General features: G+C 58.8%; 24 protein-coding genes and 1 pseudogene. 18 read left to right on the top strand and 7 right to left on the bottom strand.

Going from position 1 to position 22,859, the window contains the following annotated elements:
- Positions 1 to 34: 34 nt before the first annotated feature.
- Positions 35 to 232 (top strand): annotated as a pseudogene (locus ACI2JR_RS08060) (ATP-binding cassette domain-containing protein); the annotation flags it as partial.
- A gap of 554 nt (positions 233 to 786) precedes the next feature.
- On the opposite strand, the gene ACI2JR_RS08055 reads toward ACI2JR_RS08060, so the two are convergent.
- On the bottom strand, positions 787 to 1,578 hold the full coding sequence (locus ACI2JR_RS08055) for a DsbA family protein (RefSeq protein WP_462478285.1): 792 nt from the start codon (positions 1,576 to 1,578) through the stop codon (positions 787 to 789).
- Between the two features lie 233 nt (positions 1,579 to 1,811).
- Here ACI2JR_RS08055 and ACI2JR_RS08050 point away from each other — a divergent pair, with 233 nt between their 5' ends.
- The 3 genes from ACI2JR_RS08050 (at position 1,812) to cbpM (ending at position 3,861) form a co-directional block, all read left to right on the top strand.
- Complete coding sequence (locus tag ACI2JR_RS08050) at positions 1,812 to 2,495, top strand: TerC family protein (protein ID WP_462478284.1); 684 nt, start codon at positions 1,812 to 1,814, stop codon at positions 2,493 to 2,495.
- Between the two features lie 137 nt (positions 2,496 to 2,632).
- Entirely contained in the window at positions 2,633 to 3,556 is a 924-nt protein-coding gene (cbpA, locus tag ACI2JR_RS08045; protein ID WP_132730245.1) for a curved DNA-binding protein, read from the top strand.
- On the top strand, positions 3,556 to 3,861 hold the full coding sequence (cbpM, locus tag ACI2JR_RS08040; RefSeq protein WP_132730246.1) for a chaperone modulator CbpM: 306 nt from the start codon (positions 3,556 to 3,558) through the stop codon (positions 3,859 to 3,861). The genes cbpA and cbpM overlap by 1 nt, the downstream gene beginning before the upstream one ends.
- Positions 3,862 to 3,983: 122 nt before the next feature.
- On the opposite strand, the gene ACI2JR_RS08035 is transcribed toward cbpM, so the two are convergent.
- The 3 genes from ACI2JR_RS08035 to ACI2JR_RS08025 form a co-directional block, all read right to left on the bottom strand.
- A complete protein-coding gene (locus tag ACI2JR_RS08035; protein WP_132730247.1) occupies positions 3,984 to 4,355 on the bottom strand; it encodes a plasmid partitioning/stability family protein in 372 nt (123 codons plus the stop codon).
- A 9-nt stretch (positions 4,356 to 4,364) separates the two neighbouring features.
- Positions 4,365 to 5,321, bottom strand: coding sequence for a plasmid segregation protein ParM domain-containing protein (gene parM, locus ACI2JR_RS08030; RefSeq protein WP_132730248.1), 957 nt, complete (start codon positions 5,319 to 5,321; stop codon positions 4,365 to 4,367).
- Positions 5,322 to 5,736: 415 nt separating this feature from the next.
- Positions 5,737 to 7,083 (bottom strand): alpha-glucosidase/alpha-galactosidase, encoded by a 1,347-nt coding sequence (locus ACI2JR_RS08025; protein WP_132730249.1) that lies wholly within the window; start codon positions 7,081 to 7,083, stop codon positions 5,737 to 5,739.
- A 240-nt stretch (positions 7,084 to 7,323) separates the two neighbouring features.
- On the opposite strand from ACI2JR_RS08025, the gene melR reads away from it, so the two are divergent.
- The gene (melR, locus tag ACI2JR_RS08020; RefSeq protein WP_132730250.1) at positions 7,324 to 8,262 is read left to right on the top strand and encodes a transcriptional regulator MelR; all 939 of its coding nucleotides are present in this window, start codon (positions 7,324 to 7,326) and stop codon (positions 8,260 to 8,262) included.
- 60 nt (positions 8,263 to 8,322) lie between these two features.
- On the opposite strand, the gene proP is transcribed toward melR, so the two are convergent.
- Positions 8,323 to 9,825: a glycine betaine/L-proline transporter ProP gene (gene proP / locus ACI2JR_RS08015; RefSeq protein WP_462478283.1), complete on the bottom strand. Its 1,503-nt coding sequence runs from the start codon at positions 9,823 to 9,825 to the stop codon at positions 8,323 to 8,325.
- Between the two features lie 541 nt (positions 9,826 to 10,366).
- Here proP and ACI2JR_RS08010 point away from each other — a divergent pair.
- The 13 genes from ACI2JR_RS08010 to phnP all read left to right on the top strand — a co-directional run bounded on the left by ACI2JR_RS08010 (position 10,367) and on the right by phnP (position 19,612).
- Positions 10,367 to 10,702 carry a zinc ribbon domain-containing protein YjdM gene (locus ACI2JR_RS08010; RefSeq protein ID WP_132730252.1) on the top strand — a complete coding sequence of 112 codons (336 nt, stop codon included), beginning with the start codon at positions 10,367 to 10,369 and terminating at the stop codon, positions 10,700 to 10,702.
- A gap of 195 nt (positions 10,703 to 10,897) precedes the next feature.
- On the top strand, positions 10,898 to 11,332 hold the full coding sequence (gene yjdN, locus ACI2JR_RS08005; RefSeq protein WP_462478282.1) for a VOC family metalloprotein YjdN: 435 nt from the start codon (positions 10,898 to 10,900) through the stop codon (positions 11,330 to 11,332).
- Between the two features lie 161 nt (positions 11,333 to 11,493).
- Positions 11,494 to 12,219, top strand: coding sequence for a phosphonate metabolism transcriptional regulator PhnF (gene phnF / locus ACI2JR_RS08000; protein WP_132730254.1), 726 nt, complete (start codon positions 11,494 to 11,496; stop codon positions 12,217 to 12,219).
- Positions 12,220 to 12,672 (top strand): phosphonate C-P lyase system protein PhnG, encoded by a 453-nt coding sequence (phnG, locus tag ACI2JR_RS07995; RefSeq protein ID WP_132730255.1) that lies wholly within the window; start codon positions 12,220 to 12,222, stop codon positions 12,670 to 12,672.
- Positions 12,669 to 13,253 carry a phosphonate C-P lyase system protein PhnH gene (gene phnH / locus ACI2JR_RS07990; protein WP_132730256.1) on the top strand — a complete coding sequence of 195 codons (585 nt, stop codon included), beginning with the start codon at positions 12,669 to 12,671 and terminating at the stop codon, positions 13,251 to 13,253. Before phnG ends, phnH begins: the two co-directional genes overlap by 4 nt.
- Positions 13,253 to 14,317, top strand: coding sequence for a carbon-phosphorus lyase complex subunit (locus ACI2JR_RS07985; RefSeq protein ID WP_132730257.1), 1,065 nt, complete (start codon positions 13,253 to 13,255; stop codon positions 14,315 to 14,317). Before phnH ends, ACI2JR_RS07985 begins: the two co-directional genes overlap by 1 nt.
- Positions 14,310 to 15,158 carry an alpha-D-ribose 1-methylphosphonate 5-phosphate C-P-lyase PhnJ gene (locus tag ACI2JR_RS07980; RefSeq protein WP_132730258.1) on the top strand — a complete coding sequence of 283 codons (849 nt, stop codon included), beginning with the start codon at positions 14,310 to 14,312 and terminating at the stop codon, positions 15,156 to 15,158. Before ACI2JR_RS07985 ends, ACI2JR_RS07980 begins: the two co-directional genes overlap by 8 nt.
- Positions 15,155 to 15,913 (top strand): phosphonate C-P lyase system protein PhnK, encoded by a 759-nt coding sequence (phnK, locus tag ACI2JR_RS07975; RefSeq protein WP_132730259.1) that lies wholly within the window; start codon positions 15,155 to 15,157, stop codon positions 15,911 to 15,913. The genes ACI2JR_RS07980 and phnK overlap by 4 nt, the downstream gene beginning before the upstream one ends.
- A 121-nt stretch (positions 15,914 to 16,034) precedes the next feature.
- A complete protein-coding gene (gene phnL, locus ACI2JR_RS07970) occupies positions 16,035 to 16,721 on the top strand; it encodes a phosphonate C-P lyase system protein PhnL (protein ID WP_132730352.1) in 687 nt (228 codons plus the stop codon).
- Positions 16,718 to 17,854, top strand: a complete 1,137-nt coding sequence (phnM, locus tag ACI2JR_RS07965; RefSeq protein ID WP_462478281.1) for an alpha-D-ribose 1-methylphosphonate 5-triphosphate diphosphatase — start codon at positions 16,718 to 16,720, stop codon at positions 17,852 to 17,854. Before phnL ends, phnM begins: the two co-directional genes overlap by 4 nt.
- Positions 17,854 to 18,423, top strand: a complete 570-nt coding sequence (phnN, locus tag ACI2JR_RS07960; RefSeq protein WP_132730261.1) for a ribose 1,5-bisphosphokinase — start codon at positions 17,854 to 17,856, stop codon at positions 18,421 to 18,423. The genes phnM and phnN overlap by 1 nt, the downstream gene beginning before the upstream one ends.
- A complete protein-coding gene (phnO, locus tag ACI2JR_RS07955; protein WP_132730262.1) occupies positions 18,410 to 18,844 on the top strand; it encodes an aminoalkylphosphonate N-acetyltransferase in 435 nt (144 codons plus the stop codon). Before phnN ends, phnO begins: the two co-directional genes overlap by 14 nt.
- A gap of 9 nt (positions 18,845 to 18,853) precedes the next feature.
- The gene (gene phnP / locus ACI2JR_RS07950; RefSeq protein ID WP_132730263.1) at positions 18,854 to 19,612 is read left to right on the top strand and encodes a phosphonate metabolism protein PhnP; all 759 of its coding nucleotides are present in this window, start codon (positions 18,854 to 18,856) and stop codon (positions 19,610 to 19,612) included.
- Between the two features lie 62 nt (positions 19,613 to 19,674).
- Here phnP and yjdP read toward each other — a convergent pair whose 3' ends face one another.
- Positions 19,675 to 20,010, bottom strand: a complete 336-nt coding sequence (gene yjdP / locus ACI2JR_RS07945) for a DDRRRQL repeat protein YjdP (protein WP_132730264.1) — start codon at positions 20,008 to 20,010, stop codon at positions 19,675 to 19,677.
- Positions 20,011 to 20,101: 91 nt separating this feature from the next.
- Positions 20,102 to 22,681, bottom strand: coding sequence for an ATP-binding protein (locus ACI2JR_RS07940; RefSeq protein ID WP_462478280.1), 2,580 nt, complete (start codon positions 22,679 to 22,681; stop codon positions 20,102 to 20,104).
- Between the last annotated feature and the right edge of the window lie 178 nt (positions 22,682 to 22,859).

Genomic DNA, 22,859 nt, shown 5'->3' with positions numbered 1-22,859 from the left:
GTGAAAAACCCGACAAACGGATCTCGCTCGCGTAAACGAAATGCTTGAAAAAGTCGGTCTTGCTGATTTTTCACAGGCCTGGCCCCATCAGCTATCCGGCGGAATGGCCCAGCGGACGGCACTGGCCCAGGCCCTGGTCAACGACCCCGGGACGCTGCTAGTTGATGAACCATTAGGGAAACTGGATTCACTGACCCGGATCCGTATGCAAAGAGAGATTATTGATTTATGACATAAAAGTGGCGTCAGCATCATCATGGTAACCCATGACGTCGAGGGGGCGTTATTAATGGCGAACCGGATTGTCGTCTTCCGCCCTCGTCCGGCGCAGAGAATTGAAATAATAGAGCCCGGCTTATCCTGGCCGCGCCACAGAGATGATCCCGAATTCATCAGTCTGCGCACCTATATTCTTCGCCTTCTGGAATATCAGTAAACTCATCTCATGCAATAGCGTCCGGAGCGCTTAGCCAAAATGCGTATCAGGCGCGATGGTGGGGACTTATTTTTAAATGCGTCACGCTGGCGTGAGCTGCAGGGATGATAACAATCTCAGCGATTATCATCGCCCGCGAACGGCTTAAGGGAGACTCACAACACGCTATTTGTCGCCAATCGCCCTACTATTTCCTCAGCACCATAATGCCGCTATCCGCGGTGTTATGGCAGCTCATCATCAGCCTGCAATAATAAAAATATGCCTGTAAGCTGCCGCTAAAGCATGCAACCGGCACGTTAGCCTTATTACGGCTAAAAAGACCCGCCGGATCGCGGGCCTCCTGCCAATCAGTTGCCGCCGGCTTTCTTGATCGCCGCATCCAGCGAGTCTTTATCGGCAAGACCCGGGAAGACGGTGATAGTGGCTTCGGTGGCGCCGGTGGTTGGCATCACGATCACGCCCGGCGTCCCGCTTAAACCAATCTCCTGCGCCAGCTGGTTGGTACTCTCCAGCACCGCCTCAACATCCGGCGCTTTCTTACCGTCGAAATTCACTTTCTTCGCCTGCTGCTGAACATCCGCCGCCGTCAGCTTCCCTTCGTTATGTCCGGTGGCATAAATGCCGTTGTGGTAGGTGAGGTAGGCTTCCGCCCCCTTCTGCTGATAAATTTGCAGACCGGTCTTCGCCGCCGTCAGGGATGTTTCCCAACGGCTGCCAAAAATTGGCCACTCTTTAAAAGCAAAACGTGTCTGCGGATTTTCCTTAATCACCTGCTCCATCACCGGCGCCAGACGGCTACAGTAAATGCACTGGTAATCAAAGAACTCGATGACGGTAACCTTGCCATTCTCCGGTCCGTAGGTCGGGGTGTTTTTATCCTGGGTCAGCGCGGCCTGATTTTTAATCACCGCCTGGGTCGCGGCGCTGGCCTGCTGCTCTTGCTGAATTTGCTGGAGCTTCTGGCTTGCCTGCAGCAGCACCTCGGGGTGTGCGACTAAATAATCCGCGGCAATTTTGCCAATACGGGCTTCCTGTTCCGGGGTAAAGGTCGCTGCGGGCGCATCGGCGGCCATAGCCAAAGCCGGAAGTAGCGTGGCGCCAATCAAGGCGCTGGTCAGTATTTTTTTCATGCCAGCCATGAGGATAATCCTTGCGATGAGTAAACGGCAGGTGGGTCTAACGGGACAAAGTACCATCCTTTTCCGGCGAATCATCGTGGCACGATACATTGATTCGTAACTTTATTTTTCAATACTGCGCCCGGGCAGCGCCGCGCGCCGTTTTGTGAAGGGTAGTCATCGCCGCAGATCGGCGCTACGCTTGCTCTCTTTTTCCCGTTGAGGGTTCTTTTTTAAAGATATGAGTCTGGGGCATGAACGAGTTATTTATTCAGTGGGATTTTGCCGTCATTTTGCTGCAAATCATCGCTATCGACCTGCTGTTAGGCGGCGATAACGCGGTGGTGATTGCCATGGCCTGCCGTAAGCTGCCGCCACGCCTGCGCACCAGGGCCATTATTATCGGGACCTTTGGCGCGATTGTGGCCCGCGTGCTGCTGCTGGCGGTAGCCATCTATCTGCTCTCCTTACCGTGGCTGAAAATCGTCGGCGCGCTACTGCTGCTGTGGATTGGCATCAGGCTGGTCGCCAATCAGGATGAAGACGAAGAGGTCAGCAGTTTCAGCAGCCTGTGGCGGACCGCCGTCACCATCACGGTGGCCGATGTCATCATGTCTTTGGATAACGTGCTGGCCGTGGCCGCCGCCGGCAAAGGCCATCTGCTGGTGGTGGCGTTGGGGGTACTGATCAGTATTCCGATTATCGTCGCGGGAAGCAAACTGATCCTCGCCCTCCTCAACCGCTTTCCGTTTGTGGTCCTGCTGGGAGGAGCGCTCATCGGCTGGATAGCCGGTTCGATGTCGGTCACCGACCCAACCATCATGCGTCTGTTCCCTGCGGCTCCCGAAACGCTTGCGCTTATTGCCGGTGCCCTTGGCGCCGCGCTGGTGCTGCTGGAAGGGTTACGCCGGAACTACCGGGCGCGCCCGGTCAAATAGCCGCTTAGCCGCTGACACACGCCGTCGATCCCGACGGCGTCAAGTTTCCACCATATTCCTCCCCCACCGGTCCTCATTTGCCCTAAGATTAATACTGAAAGTTGTGACCACCGCATCAAGTAAAATGAGATAACGCCATGGAATTAAAGGATTATTATACCATTCTGGGGGTTAAGCCAACGGACGATCTAAAAACCATTAAGACCGCCTATCGTCGGCTGGCACGTAAATATCACCCCGATGTCAGCAAAGAAGCCGATGCCGAAGCGCAATTCAAAGATCTCGCCGAAGCCTGGGAGGTGCTGAAAGATGAACAACGCCGCGCGGAATATGACCAGCTCTGGCAGCATCGCAACGATCCGCAGTTTGGTCGTCAGCAGCAGTCCCGGTCCCACGAACAGAACTATAGCCAGCAGGATTTCGACGATATCTTCTCGTCGATGTTCGGCGAGCAGGCGCATCACGCCCGACGTCAGCACGCCGCACGCGGCCATGATTTAGAAATTGAAGTCGCGGTATTCCTTGAAGAGACGCTGTCCGAACAGACCCGAACCATCAGCTATAACCTGCCGGTGTATAACGTCTTCGGCATGATCGAGAGCGAAACGCCTAAAACGCTGAATGTGAAAATCCCCGCCGGCGTCAGCGACGGCCAGCGTATTCGCCTGAAAGGGCAGGGAACGCCGGGGGAAAACGGCGGTCCGAACGGCGACCTGTGGCTGGTGATTCATATCGCGCCGCATCCGCTGTTTGATGTGGTGGGCCATAATCTGGAAATTGTCCTGCCGCTGGCGCCGTGGGAAGCGGCGCTGGGCGCGAAGGTGACCGTGCCGACGCTCAAAGAGAGCATTCTGCTGACTATCCCGCCGGGTAGCCAGGCGGGGCAACGTTTACGCATTAAAGGTAAGGGGCTGGCCAGCAAAACCGCCACCGGCGATTTATATGCGGTGATTAAAATCGTTATGCCGCCCAAACCGAACGACAAAGCCAGCGCGCTCTGGCAGCAGCTCGCCGATGCAGAGGCCAGCTTCGAGCCGCGCAAAGCATGGGGGAAAGCATAATGGCTAAGATGACAGTGACGTTTACGACGACGGAGTTTTGTCTGCACACCGGCGTGTCCGAAGAGGACCTTAGAGAGATCGTCGGCCTGGGCGTGATTGAACCGCGCCAGCCTCAGGCGGAGGTCTGGCTGTTCGATGATAGTGCGGTAATGGTAGTGCACCGGGCGGTGCGCCTGCGCCGGGAGCTGGAGCTGGACTGGCCGGGTATCGCAGTGGCCCTGACGCTGCTGGACGAAAACGCGCGCCTGACCCGGGAGAACCGGCTGCTGCAGCAACAGCTGGCGCGGTTTCTGACCCACAGCTAACCTGTAATGCCCAGCTCGCCTCCCCCCGGCTTGCGCTACGCTTAGCCGGCGACAACATCCACAAACTCGGTAGCCCGGATAAGGCGTTGACGCCGCATCCGGGGAAACCCGCCTGCGGGCGCTTAATCCGGCAGCGAGCCGGCAAGATTACGTGCGGAAATGCTCTCTGCCGCACTCGCTTCTGCTGCAACCGGAACAGGCGCCGCAGGCGCAGCTGTCGGAGCGGGCGCCGGTACTGCGGGCTGAATTTCCAGAAACGAAGCCAGCATCGTACGCAACATCTCCGGCCGGGTATCTTCCGCCAGTAAAGCCGCCAGCATTGACGGCAAACGGCCGTCAATTTCCCCCAGCGCGAGGCCTGCCAGCAAAGCGGTACGCGACATTTCGCCGCGATCGCCACGATGATGGGCCTCAATTTTGGCATCGGCAAAGCGCTCGCTGGCGCTGATATCCGGGCGCAGGTAAATCAGAACTTTTCTGCGTTCCAGAGTCATACCCGCTCCTTAACCTATAATTTTCAGACCGCGAACCAGCGCAAACTGCGGTTCATCAGCCACCACAAAGCGATCGTCACGCAGCCCAACGCGCGTGCGGATGGCGTCCGCCACCAGCGGCGCGCCGCCGCCAATCACAATCACATGGGAATAGCCCTTAAAGCTATCAATGGTCGTCAGCACGCGCGTACAGAGCCGTTCAATACTGCCGGCAATCACTTTTTTGACGTCAGAGACCGCATCCGGATCGTTAATATTGTCGGCTAAATAGGCATCATCATGGCGATTGATGATGATCTGATCGACGTTGTAGCTGGAAGTATCGGTATTCGCTCTGGCCAACGCCAGCTTCACCGCATCGGTCACCAGCGACACGCCCAGTTTCGGGTCGCCAAAAATACGCGAAACCGACGTCATCTGACCGGCTACCATCGAGATATCCAGCGTGGTCCCGCCGAGGTCGACAATCAGCACGGAGTGTGACGGTTTGAGCTCATCGCACAGACTGATACCGGCCGGGATAGATTCCGGGCGCACGGTGACTTTGGTGATATTGAACACTTCACCTTTGTTGAGTTTTACCGGGCGGCGAAGGCTCTTTTTCTTACGTTCGATATTGTCGAGGCGGTACTGGGCATCTTCGTCGTAAAACTCCGTCAGCGGCAGGGTCACCACGATCTCAACATCCTGCGGTTCAATGCCGCTGGTCAGCAGGGCATGATGCACGGCGATGGAGTTCAGCGGGCTGTACTGCCATTCGATATTGTTGGTCGGCAACGCATCTGGCGTAATCAGATCAAAGGAGTACTTCTCCTCATCCACGGTGTAGTTATAAGGCTTCCCGGTACCGAAGGTGGCCGACCATCCACGCTTGAAGCTGTTCGGGCTGATATGGGTCAATGTTTCACCATCTTGCTCCCACAGCATTTTGATATTGGTTGAACCATCATCGATAAAAATGCGCATCGTATCGCTCCGTCTCTGAGACAAATAAGAGAAAAAAGTAAGACCCAAAAAGAGTAGCAAGAGTTAAAAGGCAGCGCAATAGCGTAAAAAAGAGACAATTCCGAGAAATTAAAGAGATAAATTAGATAAAAACAAAGTTAAAGAAATAATTAAGAGACAAAAACGAGAATAATCAGAGAAATATCTGTGCTCATTCTTTCGCGTTTTCTGGCGAAAAATCAGGGGAAAACCGGCGCGGTGTCCGCTAATTTTTGCCTACGCTTACCTGCAATCCGATGGTTTTATCAGCAGCCGCAGGATGGTGGGTCGCAGCGCGTAGCGTCGCCGCGTCCTCCTGGTGAGGCGGCGGCCGACGTCGGGAAATGAGATCACCAGAGATACCGTCAGGCCGGGCAGCCCGACGGCGGGGGACGTATTAACGCTGCAGCCAGGCCGGCAGCCAGTCGCCGTGGCTGGCGATCAGATCGTCCACCAGGGCATAGATTTCGTCGATCCCCAGCACCGCCGAGGTATGCGGATCCATCATCGTGGCGTAGTACACATAATCGCGGTTCTCGGTAAGGATCGCTTCTGTCAGCAGGGCCTGGACGTTGATATTGCTCTGCATCAGCGCTGCCAGATGCGCAGGCAGCGTCCCGACTTTCGTGGGCTGAATGCCGTTTGCATCCACCAGGCAGGCCACCTCCACGCAGCATCCTTGCGGCAGGTTATCGATCAGCCCGTCGTTGCGTACGTTGCCGTATACCACGCTCGGCTCGCCGGTCCAGAGGGCGTTCATGATGGTGCTGGCATACTCACGGGAGGGTTTCACCTCGATACGATCGCCGGTCTGGTAGAGCGCCAGCTCTTTATGCCAGTTCGCCACCTGCTCCACGCAGCGTTTCGGATACTCGTCCAGCGGTATCTGGTAGCGCGCAATCAGATCTTCGCGCCCCGGTTTGATAAACCACGGAGTATATTCGGCGAAATGTTCTGAGGATTCCGTCACGAAATAGCCCAGCTTTTTGCACATCTCATAGCGGACAATATTCTGGCAGCGCGAGTTTTCCCGATGCTTCGGCGCGCGTCCGTCGGCAAAGGCCTGCAGTATATCCGGATAAATACTGACATAGCGGCCGTCGCCGATCTTTCTCTCCAGCGACAGATAGAAGGCCATATGGTTGATCCCGGCGCAGCGGTAACGTAAGTCCGCCGGGTCGAGGTCAAGATCGTGCGCCAGCTCTTCCGCCGTTCCCTGCACCGAGTGGCATAAACCCACCTGCTTGATATGCGGATAGCGCGCGTACATCGCCCAGGTATTCATCGCCATCGGATTAACATAGTTGAGCAGGGTGGCATGGGGACAGACCTCGGTCATATCGTCGCAGATGCGCCACAGATGCGGGATGGTGCGCAGCGCGCGCATCACCCCGCCTGGGCCTAGCGTATCCGCGATGGTTTGCTCCAGGCCGTGGCGTTTGCAGACTGCAAAATCGGTCACCGTACAGGGTTCATAGCCGCCAATCTGAAAGGCCACCACCACAAAATCCGCATCCTTCAGCGCGGTTTTCTGCTCACGGTGGCAGCTGATTTCACCGTCAGCCCCCACGGAGTCCATCAGTTTGCGAACCACAATATGCGACTCTTCTAACCGGGTCGCATCAATATCCATCAGCGCGACGTGGGCTGATTTCAGCGCCGGGCGCTGAAAGACATCGCCGAGGATATTTTTGACGAAAACCGTTGAACCCGCGCCGATAAACGTAATTTTTGGGGCTGACATAATGCACTCTCCATAAGATCATTGAACCCCTACAGAGTGTCACGCCCGCGCCTCGTCCCGCGCCCCTCTTCCCGACAGAGCATTCCCGAAAGCTCAGATCGACACAGGGCGCACATAAAATCTGAGTTTATGGGAACAAATCGGCGGAAAAGTAGAGAAAACGGGCGGTTTATTGCGCTAAGATAGAAGTCTATCGGTGCAAAAATCAGCCAGTGTGATGAATCAGGAACCTAGGTCTTGATGGAAATAACCCGCCCGCCCCAGCGCCCGGACCCGCATATGAGCAGCGGCGACGAGAAGCACCCCCGCAGCCCGCTGGCGCTCTATTCTGAATACCAGCGCATGGATATTGAGCTACGCCCGCCGCACGCGATGGCCGCCAGCCACTGGCACGGCCAGGTTGAGGTCAACGTTCCCTTTGACGGCGACGTAGAGTATCTGATTAACAACGAAGTGGTGCGTATCAAACAGGGCTATATCACCCTGTTCTGGGCCTGCACGCCACATCAGCTCACCCGCCCCGGCGAGTGCCGGCAAATGGCGATCTTCAACCTGCCGATGCATCTGTTTTTATCCTGGCCGCTGGACCGCGAGCTGATCAATAACGTCACCCACGGCATGGTGATTAAATCGCTCTCCGCCCAGCAGCTCAGCGCCTTTGAAGTTCAGCGCTGGCAGCAGGAGCTCAACAGCGACAATGAACAAATTCGCCAGCTGGCGATCGATGAAATCGCCCTGATGCTTAAGCGCTTTAGCCTTTCCGGCTGGCAACCTATTCTGGTTAACAAAACCTCGCGGACCCACAAAAACAGCGTTTCGCGGCATGCGCAGTTTTACGTCAGCCAGATGCTCGAGTTTATCGCCGCGCACTACGATCGGGTGCTGACCGTCGACGCCGTTGCTGAACATGTGAAGCTGAATCCCAACTACGCGATGGGCATTTTCCAGCGGGTGATGCAGCAAACCATGAAGCAGTACATCACCGCGATGCGGATAAACCACGTCCGCGCCCTGCTCAGCGACACCGACAAGACCATCCTCGACATTGCCCTGATCGCCGGCTTTCGCTCCAGCAGCCGCTTCTACAGCACCTTTAACAAGTACGTCGGCATGCCGCCGCAGCAGTACCGCAAACTCAGCCAGCAGCGGCGACAGAGCCTGCCGCCGGCCCAGCCATAAGCGGGCATAAAAAATGCCGCCGGGGAAGCCCGCGGCGGCATGATTTAACGCCAGAACGGATTATTCGTTAATACGCGGATGCTGGTCCACCAGGCGGGAACGTTTCGCCTGCAAATCGGCGATTTCCTGATCGATATCTTCGATTTTGTTTTCGATGTTATCGTAGTGCTCGCCGAGGATCTCTTTCGCTTCCTGAATATCCGAAGCCGCAGGCGTCGCCCCTTTCAGCGGACGATTCGCCGTCTCTTTCATCGACAGGCCGGTGACCAGACCGATAACCGCAATCACCATCAGATAGTAAGCCGGCATCATCAGGTTCTGCGTGCTTTCCACCAGCCATGCCGCCAGGGTTGGCGTCAGACCGGAAATCAGCACCGAGATATTGAAGGCGCTGGCCAGGGCGCTAAAGCGAATATGGGTCGGGAACATCGCGGGCAAGGACGAAGCCATAACCCCGATAAAGCAGTTAAGCACCACCGCCAGCAGCAGCAGGCCGGCGAAGATCAGGCCGAGAACGTTACTGTTAATCATGATAAAGGCCGGAATCGCCAGCGCGAACAGCGCCACGCTACCAATAAGGATAAACGGACGACGGCCAAAGCGGTCGCTGAGCATGCCGATCACCGGTTGTACAAACAGCATCCCGACCATAATCGCGATGATAATCAGCACCCCGTGGTCTTCTGAGTAGTGCAGGTTATGCGACAGATAGCTCGGCATATAGGTCAGCAGCATGTAATAGGTCACGTTGGTGGAAATCACCAGACCGATACAGGTCAACAGGCTACGCCAGTGTTTGGTCGCAATCTCTTTAAAGGAGACTTTCGGCCCTTCCTGCAGGCCTTCACGATCGCCCTGCTCCAGGGTATCGACGTGCTGCTGGAACGCCGGGGTCTCTTCCAGCGCATGACGCAGATAGAGACCGATAATCCCTAGCGGCAGCGCCAGGAAGAACGGGATACGCCAGCCCCAGCTGAGGAAGTTCTCTTCACCCACCACGCTGGAGATCAGCACCACCACGCCTGCGCCCATGACAAAACCGGCGATTGAACCGAAGTCCAGCCAGCTGCCCATAAAGCCACGCTTACGATCAGGCGAGTATTCGGCAACGAAGATCGAAGCGCCGGTATACTCCCCGCCCACCGAGAAACCCTGCGCCATTTTACACAGCAGCAGCAGTACCGGCGCCCAGATACCAATCGAGGCATATGACGGTATTAACCCGATACAGAAGGTACTTATCGACATGATGACGATGGTAATCGCCAGAATTTTTTGTCGGCCATACTTATCGCCCAGCATGCCGAAGAACAGGCCGCCAAGGGGACGGATTAAGAATGGAACGGAGAATGTCCCGAGCGCGGCAATCATCTGTACGCTGGGATCGGCATCAGGGAAGAAGACTTTACCTAAGGCATACGCCACGAAGCCGTACACACCAAAATCAAACCACTCCATCGCATTACCCAGCGACGCTGCGGTAATCGCTTTCCTCAGTTTGCTATCATCAATGATAGTCACATCCCGAAGCGTGATTGGTTTTACTTTTTTCCTTTTAAGCATATTTTTCCTCTTTGCTCTCGCCGTGAGCGCACGAATCACCAACGAATGGCTATGCCATCCGCGTCGTACGTTGGGAGCGGCGAATTGCTGTGCTCCTCATTTCAAGCGTAGCAGGTTTGCCTGCACTGTCTGCTGACAGTCTGTACAACCGAACCTGTTGACGCCTGCTCTTGCCATAAACGAATAAATGGCGTCGCGAATAAAAGTCGTGAATTTGCGATCGCCCTTTTTTACCCTAACAGTGTTTAATTTTGGGATCAACTTCACGAAAAATCGCCAACCCTATAACAGAGCCAGAGAACACGAATAAGTTCCCAGGTCCTCAGCGGATAATGATTTATTTGTGGATCAACGTCCGGAAGGCAATGCGCAATATTGCGGCTTATTTATCGGTTAAATTAAAATATTGCCACCACAATATAATGATAAAAAAAGACCCGACAAAAATGCGGGAATGCGCTATAATAGCGCCCACTTTCGGCTATCAGCCGCTGTTTAACGGACCAATGTCCTGTTTTTACCTGTAATCGCGAGGAACGTCATGCAACTCCCACACTGTCCAAAATGCCATTCTGAGTACACCTATGAAGACAACGGCATGTTTATTTGCCCGGAATGTGCCCATGAATGGAACAATGCCGAGCCCGCTGAAGATAATGACGTCCTGGTGGTAAAAGATGCCAACGGCAATTTACTCGCCGATGGCGACAGCATCACCGTTATTAAAGATCTGAAGGTTAAGGGTAGCTCTTCTATGCTGAAAATCGGCACTAAAGTGAAGAATATCCGCCTGGTGGAAGGCGATCATAACATCGACTGCAAAATTGACGGTTTTGGTCCAATGAAGCTGAAATCCGAGTTCGTTAAAAAGAACTGATCGTATTCCCGCGACGCAGACTCTCTATTTTCCCGGCGGGATCATCACCGCCGGGATAAATGACCCGCTATATTTGCGCACGTCATCCCGTTTATTCTCTGCCACTCGCGCGCCGCCGCCGACCGTTACCGCCTGGCCTGGATTGCCCAACACCATCTACGCTTAATGGGTCTTTCTTTACCTGAGGTAATGGTTATGCCCCTAAGTCCCTATCTCTCCTTTAGCGGCAACTGCGCGGCGGCGATTGCGTTTTATCAGCAAACGCTGGGTGCCGAACTGCTCCATCAAATCACCTACGGCGAAATGCCGCAGGATATGAAGGATGCCGAAGATGGCTGCCCTTCCGGCCAGCACCTGGCCGCCGACTGTATCGCTCACGCCAGCCTGCGCGTCGCCGGAAGCGAGCTCATGCTGGGCGACAGCCCGACCGGCGACAATCAGCGCTATGCCGGTTTTACGCTGGTACTTGATACCCAGGATCTGGATGCAGGTAAATGCTGGTTCGACGGCCTCGCCGACGGCGGACGTATTGAAATGGACTGGCAGGAGACGTTCTGGGCCCACGGCTTCGGCAAAGTGATCGATCGCTTTGATGTTCCCTGGATGGTTAACGTCGTCAAACAACCTTGATGCTCCCCCCTCCGGGCGGGCTCTCCCGCCCTGTCATTCAGCTGGAGCTAACTCTTCATCCGTCGGTCATTATGCTTTAACCGCAATGTAACAAAAACGCGTCAGGATCGGGCCACTCTCAGAGGGAAATCCCTTCTTCTGCTTAGTGAGGCTCGATTGACATGTACCTATCCAGACATCCGACCAGTTACCCCACCCGGTATCAGGAAATTGCCGCCAAACTCGAGCAGGAGCTGCGCCACCATTACCGCTGCGGCGACTATCTTCCCGCCGAACAGCAGCTGGCCACGCGCTTTGAAGTCAACCGTCATACCCTGCGCCGGGCGATCGACCAGCTGGTTGAACGCGGCTGGGTGCAGCGCCGTCAGGGGGTCGGCGTACTGGTGCTGATGCGCCCCATCGATTATCCGCTCAATGCCCAGGCGCGCTTCAGCCAGAACCTGCTCGATCAGGGCAGCCACCCGACCAGCGAAAAGCTGCTCTCGGTGCTGCGTCCGGCCAGCAGCCACATCGCCGAAGCCTTTGGCATTCACGAAGGCGAGAACGTCATTCATCTGCGCACTCTGCGCCGCGTCAACGGCGTCGCGCTGTGTCTGATTGACCACTACTTTGCCGATCTGCGCTTCTGGCCCGCGCTGCAAACCTTTACTCACGGCTCGCTGCACGATTTTCTGCGCCAGCAGCTGGATATCGAGCTGACCCGCGCGCGTACCAAAATCAGCGCCCGCCGCGCCCAGGCCAAAGAGAGCAACATCCTCGGGATCCCCAACATGGCGCCGCTGCTGTGCGTGAGAACCCTAAACCACCGTACGGGTGAGTCGCAGGCCACGGAGTATTCCGTCAGCCTGACCCGGGCGGACATGATTGAATTCACCATGGAGCACTGAATGCACTTTGATACCGCAACCCGCCAGCGCTGGATGTCCGTGCTGGCCCACAGTGAACCACAAGAGCTGCAGGCACGCATGCAGGCGCTGCAGCTGGCGCCGGAGTATGAACTGATTCGCCCCCCGGAAACCGGTCTGGTGCAGCTGCAGGCGCGTATGGGTGGGATTGGCGATCGTTTCTTCGCCGGTGACGCCACCCTGACCCGCGCCGCGATTCGCCTCGCCGACGGCACGCTGGGCTACAGCTGGATCCTGGGTCGCGACCGACCGCATGCCGAGCGCTGCGCGACCATCGATGCGCTGATGCAGTCTCCCCACCATTTTCACACCTTAATGGAAACCCTAATTACCCCGCTGGAAGCACAACGCAGCGCGCACATTGCAGCCCGACGCGCAGAAGTCAACGCCAGCCGGGTGGACTTCTTTACTCTGGTTCGCGGAGATAACGCATGACCTTACAAACCGCCTTTACCCTACCGGTGCAGGATGCCCAACACAGTTTTCGCCGCCTGCTGAAAGCCATGAGCGAGCCGGGCGTGATCGTCTCCCTGCAGCAGCTTCAGCACGGCTGGCAGCCGTTGAATATCGCCTCCACCAGCCTGCTGCTGACCCTGGCGGATCACGACACGCCGGTCTGGCTCTCGTCGGCGCTGCATAACGACCTGGTCGGACAAAATCTGCGTTTTCATACCGGCGCGCCGCTGGTTGATCTGCCGCAGCAGGCGGTCTTCGCCGTCACCGATGAACGTATCAGCAGCGAACAGCTTAACGTCCTCTCCGCCGGTACCGTCGCCGCGCCGGAAACCGGCGTCACGCTGATGGTCCAACTCGCCAGCCTCAGCGGCGGGCGCATGCTGCGCCTGACCGGGGCCGGTATCGCCGAAGAGCGCATGATCGCCCCGCAGCTGCCGGACTGCATTATTGATGAACTAACCGAACGCCCGCATCCGTTCCCGCTGGGGATTGACCTGATCCTGACCTGCGGCGAACGCCTGCTGGCCATCCCGCGCACCACCCATGTGGAGGTTTGCTGATGTACGTTGCCGTCAAAGGCGGAGAGAAGGCGATCGTCGCCGCTCACGCCTTACAGGAACATAAACGACGAGGCGATGGACAGCTTCCCGAACTGAGCATTGAACAGATTAACCAGCAGTTGCACCTTGCGGTCGATCGGGTGATGACCGAAGGCGGCATTGCCGACCGCGAACTGGCGGCGCTGGCGCTCAAGCAGGCCAGCGGCGACAACGTCGAAGCTATTTTTTTACTGCGCGCTTATCGCACCACCCTGCAGCGGCTGGCGGTGAGCGAACCTGTCGATACCGCCAGCATGCGCCTGGAACGCCGTATTTCGGCGGTCTATAAAGATATTCCCGGCGGCCAGATGCTCGGCCCGACCTACGATTACACCCATCGCCTGCTGGATTTCACCCTGCTGGCCAACGGTGAAACGCCGCCGCTGAATACCGCCACGCAGCCGCAGGAAGCTACGCCGCACGTCTTCAGCCTGCTGGCGCAGCAGGGACTGGCGAAAGCTGAGCAGGATACCGGCGCCCGCCCCGACGACATCACCCGCGCGCCGCCGGTCTACCCCTGTTCACGTTCATCGCGCCTGCAACAGCTGGTGCGCGGCGATGAGGGCTATCTGCTGGCGCTGGCCTACTCCACTCAGCGCGGCTATGGCCGCAACCACCCGTTTGCCGGCGAAATTCGCAGCGGCTACGTCGCGGTCGAGATCGTGGCGGAAGAGCTGGGATTTACGCTCAACATCGGCGAACTGCTGATGACCGAATGTGAAATGGTCAACGGCTTCGTGGCGCCGGAGAACGAACCGCCGCACTTCACCCGCGGCTATGGACTGGTATTCGGCATGAGCGAACGGAAGGCGATGGCGATGGCGCTGGTGGATCGCGCGCTCCAGGCCCCGGAGTACGACGAAGAGATCGCCGGGCCGGCACAGGATGAAGAGTTTGTCCTCGCCCATGCCGATAACGTCGAGGCGGCCGGTTTCGTCTCGCATCTTAAGCTCCCCCATTATGTCGATTTCCAGGCCGAACTGGCGCTACTAAAACGCCTGCAACGGGAGAACGAACGTGGCTAACCCACTCACTGGCTACAACTTTGCTTATCTTGATGAGCAGACCAAGCGCATGATCCGCCGGGCGATTCTCAAGGCGGTGGCGATCCCCGGCTACCAGGTGCCGTTCGGCGGCCGCGAAATGCCGATGCCCTACGGCTGGGGAACGGGAGGCATCCAGCTTACCGCCAGCGTCATCGGCGAGAACGACGTCCTGAAGGTGATTGACCAGGGCGCCGATGACACCACCAATGCGGTGTCGATTCGCCAGTTCTTTAAGCGCGTGACCGGCGTAGCCACCACCGAGACGACCTGCGATGCGACGCTGATCCAGACCCGCCACCGGATCCCGGAAACGCCGCTCGCCGAAGATCAGATCCTGATCTATCAGGTGCCGATCCCGGAGCCGCTGCGCTTTATTGAGCCGCGTGAAACCGAAACCCGCACCATGCATGCGCTGGAGGAGTACGGCGTGATGCAGGTGAAGCTGTACGAAGATATCGCCCGCTTCGGTCATATCGCCACCACTTACGCCTATCCGGTGAAGGTAAACGGCCGCTACGTGATGGACCCGTCGCCAATCCCCAAATTCGATAACCCGAAGATGCATATGATGCCTGCGCTACAGCTGTTTGGCGCCGGGCGTGAAAAACGTATCTATGCGGTACCGCCGTATACCTCAGTGGAAAGTCTCGATTTCGACGACCACCCCTTCAGCGTACAGGAGTGGGATGAACCCTGCGCCATCTGCGGTTCCCGCCATAGCTATCTGGATGAAGTGGTGCTGGATGACAGCGGCAAACGGATGTTTGTCTGCTCCGATACCGACTATTGCCGCCAACAGAGCGAGGCGCTGAATAAATGAACCATCCGTTACTCGCGGTCAACCAGCTGACCCACCTCTATGCGCCGGGCAAAGGCTTCAGCGACGTCTCTTTCGAACTGTGGCCCGGTGAAGTGCTGGGCATCGTTGGCGAATCCGGCTCCGGTAAAACCACCCTGCTGAAAGCGATCTCCGCCCGCCTCGCGCCGCAGCAAGGTGAAGTGATGTATGAGAACCGCTCGCTATATGCGATGAGCGAAGCGGATCGCCGCCGCCTGCTGCGCACCGAATGGGGCGTGGTGCATCAGCATCCGATGGACGGCCTGCGGCGCCAGGTCTCGGCGGGGGGCAATATCGGCGAGCGCCTGATGGCCACCGGCGCACGCCACTACGGCCATATCCGCGCCACCGCCGAGCGCTGGCTGAGCGACGTCGAAATTCCGCCGTCGCGCATTGATGACCTGCCGACCACCTTCTCCGGCGGGATGCAGCAGCGTCTGCAAATCGCCCGCAACCTCGTCACCCAGCCGAAGCTGGTGTTTATGGACGAGCCGACCGGCGGTCTCGATGTATCGGTACAGGCCCGCCTGCTCGACCTGCTGCGCGGCCTGGTGGTGGAACTGAACCTGGCGGTGGTGATTGTCACCCACGATCTTGGCGTGGCGCGTCTGCTGGCTGATCGTCTGCTGGTCATGAAGCAGGGTCAGGTGGTGGAAAGTGGGTTAACCGACCGCGTGCTGGACGATCCCCATCATCCGTATACCCAGCTGCTGGTGTCATCGGTACTGCAGAACTAATCCCTGGAAAGTCCCCGCTCGCGCTACGCCTACCGGGGCGACGGCACACACGCTCAGGTCGCCCGGATAAGACGCCAGCCGCCAGCCGGGAGGGTCCCGAACGGGCATGAAGAGGCTAAAAATGAACGCCATCCGCGTTGAAAATGTACATAAAACCTTTGTCCTGCATCAGCAACATGGCGTCCGCCTGCCGGTCCTTGCCGATGCCTCCTTAACGGTCGATACCGGGGAGTGCGTGGTTCTGCACGGGCATTCCGGCAGCGGTAAATCCACCCTTCTGCGCTCGCTCTACGCCAACTATCTGCCGGATAGCGGCCATATCCACATCCGCCACGGCGACGAGTGGGTCGACCTGGTCCGCGCCTCGCCGCGCAAGGTGCTGGAAGTACGTAAAAGCACCATTGGCTGGGTCAGCCAGTTTCTGCGCGTGATCCCGCGAATTTCCGCCCTCGAAGTGGTGATGCAGCCGCTGCTCGACCTCGGCATGCCGCGCGAAGCCTGCGCCTCCAGGGCCGCCAGCCTGCTGACGCGCCTGAACGTCCCGCAGCGTCTGTGGCATCTTGCCCCTTCCACCTTTTCCGGCGGCGAGCAGCAGCGCGTCAATATTGCCCGCGGTTTCGCGGTCGATTACCCGATTTTACTGCTCGATGAACCCACCGCCTCGCTGGATGCCAGAAACAGCGCCGCGGTGGTGGAACTGATTGATGAAGCCAAAGCGCGCGGCGCGGCTATCGTCGGCATTTTCCATGATCAAACGGTTCGCACTCAGGTCGCCGACCGACTGCACCCGATGGGAATAACAGCATGATTATCAACAACGTCAAACTGGTTCTTGAAGATGAAGTGGTACACGGCTCGCTGGAAATGCAGGACGGCATGATTTCCGCCTTTGCCGAAAGCCAGAGCCAGCTGCCGCAGGCGCTCGACGGCGAAGGCGGCTGGCTGCTGCCCGGACTTATCGAACTGCATACCGATAATCTGGATAAGTTTTTTACCCCGCGCCCGAAGGTCGACTGGCCCGCCCACTCGGCGATGAGCAGCCATGATGCGCTGATGGTCGCCAGCGGCATCACCACCGTCCTGGACGCGGTCGCCATCGGCGACGTACGCGACGGCGGCGACCGGCTGGAGAATCTGGAAAAGATGATCAACGCCATCGAAGAGACGCAGAAGCGCGGCGTCAACCGCGCCGAGCACCGTCTGCATCTGCGCTGTGAACTGCCGCACCACACCACGCTGCCGCTGTTTGAGAAGCTGGTGGACCGTGAGCCGGTGACCCTGGTGTCGCTGATGGACCACTCGCCGGGCCAGCGCCAGTTCGCCAACCGCGAGAAATATCGCGAGTACTATCAGGGCAAATATCAGCTCAACAATGAGCAGATGCAGCGCTACGAAGAAGAACAGATCGCGCTGGCGGCCACCTGGTCGCACGCCAACCGCCGGTCCATTGCCGCCCTGTGCCGCGATCGCCGCATCGCCCTCGCCAGTCACGATGACGCCACCCCGGAACATGTGCTTGAATCCCATCAGCTTGGCAGCGTGATCGCCGAATTTCCCACGACGTTAGCCGCCGCCGAGGCGTCGCGTCGCCACGGGATGAACGTGCTGATGGGCGCGCCCAATATCGTGCGCGGCGGCTCCCACTCCGGCAACGTCGCCGCCCACCAGCTGGCGGCCAGCAATCTGCTCGACATTCTGTCGTCGGACTATTACCCCGCCAGCCTGCTGGATGCGGCCTTCCGCATCGCCGACGACGAAAACAACGCGTTCACCCTGCCGCAGGCCGCTCGCCTGGTCACTCAGAACCCGGCGCAGGCCCTGGGATTGCACGACTGCGGAGTGATTGCCGAAGGGAAACGTGGCGATATGGTGCTGGCGCACCGTCGCGGCGAGCATATCCACATCGACCACGTCTGGCGTCAGGGAAAGAGGGTCTTCTGATGAGCGGAAAATTGATTTGGCTGGTGGGGCCGTCCGGCTCCGGCAAAGATAGCCTGCTGGCGGCCTTACGCCAGCACGAACATTCGCAGCTGCTGGTGGCGCACCGCTACATCACGCGCCCGTTTAACGCCGGCAGCGAGAATCATATCGCCCTCAGCAAGCAGGAGTTTTTCAACCGCGCCGAGCGGCAGCTTTTTGCTCTCAGTTGGCACGCCAACAACAATTATTACGGGATTGGTATCGAGATTGACCTGTGGCTGCACGCCGGTTTCGATGTCGTGGCTAACGGCTCCCGCGCCCATCTGGCGCAGGCCCGGGCGCGCTACGCCGACGCCCTGCTGCCGATCTGTCTGCAGGTGACGCCGGAGGTACTGCGCCAGCGCCTGCAGCAGCGCGGACGGGAAAGCGAAACGGAAATCGCCCAGCGCCTGGCGCGCGCGGCGCGCTATACGCCAACGGATTGCCTGACCCTCAATAACGACGGCAGCCTCGGGCAATCGGTCGAGCAATTCTTCACGCTTCTGCGCCGCCACTACGCCCGACAAGAGAATCAACATGCTTACCTGTGAGCTTCGTGAAGTGACCCGCGACGACGTCGATGCCGTCTATGCGTTAATTGGCGAATTGAAGCAGAAAACCTACGATCGCCGCCATTTCGCCGCCGGATTTGCCATGAACCTGCAAAATCCGACCCTGCGCTATCAGCTGGCGGAGGTGAATGGCGCAGCCGTCGGGCTGATTGGGCTACAGCTGCAGTTCCCGCTCAATTTCAATGCCTGGATCGGCGAAGTACAGGAGCTGGTGGTACTGCCGCAGATGCGGGGTCTGCGCATCGGTCAGGCGCTGCTAACCTGGGCGGAGCAGGAAGCCCGCGGACGCGGCGCGGTGATGATGGAACTTTCCAGCGGAAAAGCGCGTCCCGATGCCCACCGTTTCTATCTCCGCGCAGGGTATCTGCACAGTCATCTGCGTTTTAAAAAAGCGTTGTGAGGAGGGAGAATGAGCCTGACTATTCGCTTAACCGGCACCGGCGGCGCCCAGCTGGTTCCGGTCTTTGGCTGCGAGTGCGCAGCCTGCCGTCGCGCGCGCGTCAATGAGGCGTATCGCCGTCGCCCCTGTAGCGCGGTGGTGAAGTTTAATCAGGCGGTCACTCTGCTGGATGCCGGGCTGCCCGACCTGATGGAACAGTGGCCCGCCGGCCATTTTCAGCAGTTTTTACTCACCCACTACCATATGGACCATGTGCAGGGATTATTCCCGCTGCGCTGGGGCGTGGGCGCGCCGATTCCGGTGTTTGGCCCCCCGGATCCAGAGGGGTGCGATGATCTGTTTAAACATCCCGGCCTGCTGGACTTCAGCCATACCGTCGAACCCTTTGTGATGTTTGAACTACAGGGGCTGCGGGTCACGCCGCTACCGCTGAACCACTCGAAGCTCACCTTTGGCTATCTGCTGGAATCGGCGCATAGCCGGGTGGCCTGGCTATCAGACACCGCCGGGCTACCGGAAAAGACGCTGAAATTCCTGCTCAATAACGCGCCGCAGGCGATGGTAATCGATTGTAGCCACGAACCGCGTCCGCAGCTCCCGCGCAACCACTGCGATTTGAATACGGTACGCGCCATCAACCAGCTGCTGGGTTGCCCGCGGGTCATTCTCACCCATATCAGCCACCAGTTTGATCTCTGGATGATGGACCATACGCTGCCGCCGGGATTCGAGGCAGGCTACGACGGTATGGAGATGATGCTGGATTAACGCCTGGCGCGGATCGCGGCATACACACGTCCGCGGGCCGGGGCCCCTCACTCAGGGAAGCATCAGTAGTCATCATCCAGCCGACGCTGGTCTCTCTCCAGCTGCCGACGATCCTGATCCAGCTGCCGCTGGCGCTCGTCAAGCTGACGGCGACGATCCTCGAGCTGCCGCTGCCGATCGTCATACTGGCGTTGGCGATCGGCGCTTTGTTGGCGGCTACCCTGGTAACGCCCGTCATCATCGCTGTCGTCGTCATCGGAGCGGCTGCTGCCGGGGTTGTAGGCATCATTAATCGCCTGCTGAATATTACCGATCGCGTCGTCGATAATATCGGCGCGCGCCAGCTGGCTGCTCAGCGACAGGGTGCAGAGGATCAAAGCGGTAAAGTAACGTTTCATAAAGCCAGTCTCTTCGGGGGGCTGGCCCTACGTTAATCAACGGCGATAGCAGCGAGTAGCGGAGGAATCTCAAATCCGTCCGCTGCGCTGCCTACGAATAACGCGGTGCGGCCACGGCGTTTTGCAGCGCCTGCATCAGCTGTGTCCGGTTGAAGGGTTTACGCAGCAGATCGACGTCCGGCAGCGCGGGATTGTGCGCCGGGCGCAGGTCCTGGCCGCTGATCAACAGCACGGCAACCGCCGGGAAACGTCGCTGCGCTTCGTTAATCACCTCAACGCCGCTCAATCTGCCCGGCAGCATCAGGTCGCTAATCAGCAATGCGATATCGGTCGAGGCCTCAAGCATCTGCAGCGCCTGCTCTCCGCTTGCGGCCTCCAGCGTCAGCCAGCCAAACTGATGCAGCTGTTCGCACAAGGTCTGGCGCACATCCGCCTCATCTTCCAGCACCAGCGCCAGTCGCTCGCCGCTCGCCTCCTGTTCGGCTTCCGGCTGCGGCCCGCAGGTCGCGGCCTGTACCGCCGCCCGCGGCAGCTGTAAGCGCACCGTGGTACCCTGCCCCGGCGCGCTCTCAATCGCCACCCGGCCGCCGGACTGCCGAACGAAACCATAGACCATCGACAGCCCCAGGCCGCTCCCGCCGCCGGTTTGTTTAGTGGTAAAGAACGGCTCGAACACCTGCGCTTTAATCTCCTGCGACATCCCGCAGCCGTGGTCAATCACCTCCAGCGCCACCATATCCTGCCGCCGCCCGTCGCTGCGGGCGACGCGCTGGTTCCAGGTGCGCAGCTTAATCACCCCGCTCCGCCCCTCCATCGCATCGCGGGCATTCATCACCAGGTTGATGATGGCGTTTTCCAGCTGGCCGACGTCAATCCAGGCGGGCCACGCCGGCGACTGCGCCTCGATCTCCAGGCTCAGCGTCGCCGGAAGCGAATGACGCATCAGCTCCCCGAGGTTTTCCAGCAGCGGTTTCATCGCCACGGCATTGGGGTGCAGCGACTGCTTACGTGAGAACGCCAGCAGCCGCTGGGTTAACAGCGCCCCGCGCTCCGCCGCTTTCAACGCGCGGGAGATCCGCGGCGCATCGGCGTCCTGAGGCTGCACCAGTTCCAGACTGCCGATAATCACCGCCAGCAGGTTATTAAAATCATGCGCCAGCCCGCCGGTCAGCTGGCCCACGGCTTTCATTTTCTGGCTGTGCACCAGCGCCTGTTCCAGCCCCTTGCGCTCGGTGCGGTCAAGCACCACGTTGACCAGCCCGCGCCCGGGAACCGGGCTGAAGCGCAGTTCGATCGTGCGCTCCCCCGCCAGCTGCAGCTCCTGCGGCTTTGGCAACGGGCGGGACAGGTTCTCCCGGACATGTTCCGCCAGCGTCGCCGCCTGGCCCAGCAGATGCTGGTAGTGCACGCCCCGTTGCAGATCGTCGGCCCCCAGCCCCAGCAGCAGCGGGTACTGCGGATTCCACACCACCAGCAGCCCCTGATTATCGAACAGCGCAAAGCCATCGCGCATGGCGTGAAAGGTGGTCTCCAGCAGGGTGCTTTTCTCCTTCAGCAGGTGGGAGGTATGGGCCAGCGAGGCGGTATTGCGGGCAAAGACGTTGAAGGCGCGGGCCAGTTCGCCCAGCTCATCGCGCCGCTGCAGCCCCGGGACGGAGACCTCCTGCTCGCCCTGCGCCAGCCGCGACATAGCGCGGGAGATGGCGGTCAGATTGGAGCCCAGATTACGGTAAATATACCAGCCGGCGCAGCCGGTGATGGCCAGCGCCAGCAGCGCCGACAGCAGAATGAACATGCTGATGGAGCGCAGCTCCTGATGACTTTGCGCCGCCCGCAGTTCAGAGGCCTGGGCCACCCGGGCAACGTACCGATTGATATCGCTGTTGAGAAGCGCCACCAGCGCTTTAATGTGGAACATATACCAGCCGATCGCCAGATCGCTCTCCTCCAGCTGCGCCGACAGCGGCTCCAGCCTCGCCAGCTCGCCGTTGAAGTCCGCCAGAATCGCGGCCAGCGTCGGATCGCGGCTGGTTTTGGGCAGGAAACCCATCACCTCATCCAGCTGCTGGACGATCGATCTCGGCGTAGAGGTATGGATAGCGGCCGCAATCAGTCGATCCATCTCCTCCAGACGGCGGGGATCGATCGGCTCGATGCCCGGCCGATCGTTAAGATCCTGCACATGGCGGAGATAGCTCTGGTTCTGATACAGCGAACTCAGGAGCTCATTACGCTGCAGATGCCGACGCTGGCCGCGCTCCAGCATCCCGCCAACGCTCTGCTGCAGCTCATTACTGCGACGAATAATACTGGCTACCAGCGTCAGCTCCTGCTGCGCCAGCGGCGCGGCGGCAAGCCGGGACAACGAGTGCTTCAGGGCCTGCTGAGTCTCCAGCAGGCGTTCGGCCTCGCTTTTATACTCCAGCGCGCCGACCACCTGAGAGAGGCGTACCGCCGCGGTGGCGACGTTGGCGGTATCGCGCGCCAGGTTCATACTGCCGGTCATATCGTCCAGCGTCTGTCGCTGCACCTGCTCCTGCAGCAGGCTGGCGTGGCGAAAGCCGAACACCGCCACCCCGGCAACCATCAGCGTCACCGCGACCATCAGCAGATTAAACGAAAGCAGGCGCCCGCGAGCGCTGGCGAAAAACGGGTAGCGAGGGGATGACATGGCCGGCTCCACGATCTTTTTGTTTATCCTGGCGGCTGCGGCCCCTCACCGGGAGAGTAACGTCACGTAATTGTGATCCAGGTTAACTATTCAACAATATGACAAATATGAACGGCTGCTGACATTTTGCATTTATCGTCCTGTGGTGGACTGCGGCTATCGACCAATGCCCGCAGGA

The sequence above is a fragment of the Klebsiella sp. NPDC088457 genome, assembly GCF_044900465.1.
Taxonomy (GTDB): Bacteria; Pseudomonadota; Gammaproteobacteria; order Enterobacterales; family Enterobacteriaceae; genus Klebsiella.
The sequence above is the reverse complement of the archived record's forward strand: the minus strand, read 5'-3'. Positions and strand labels throughout refer to the sequence as shown.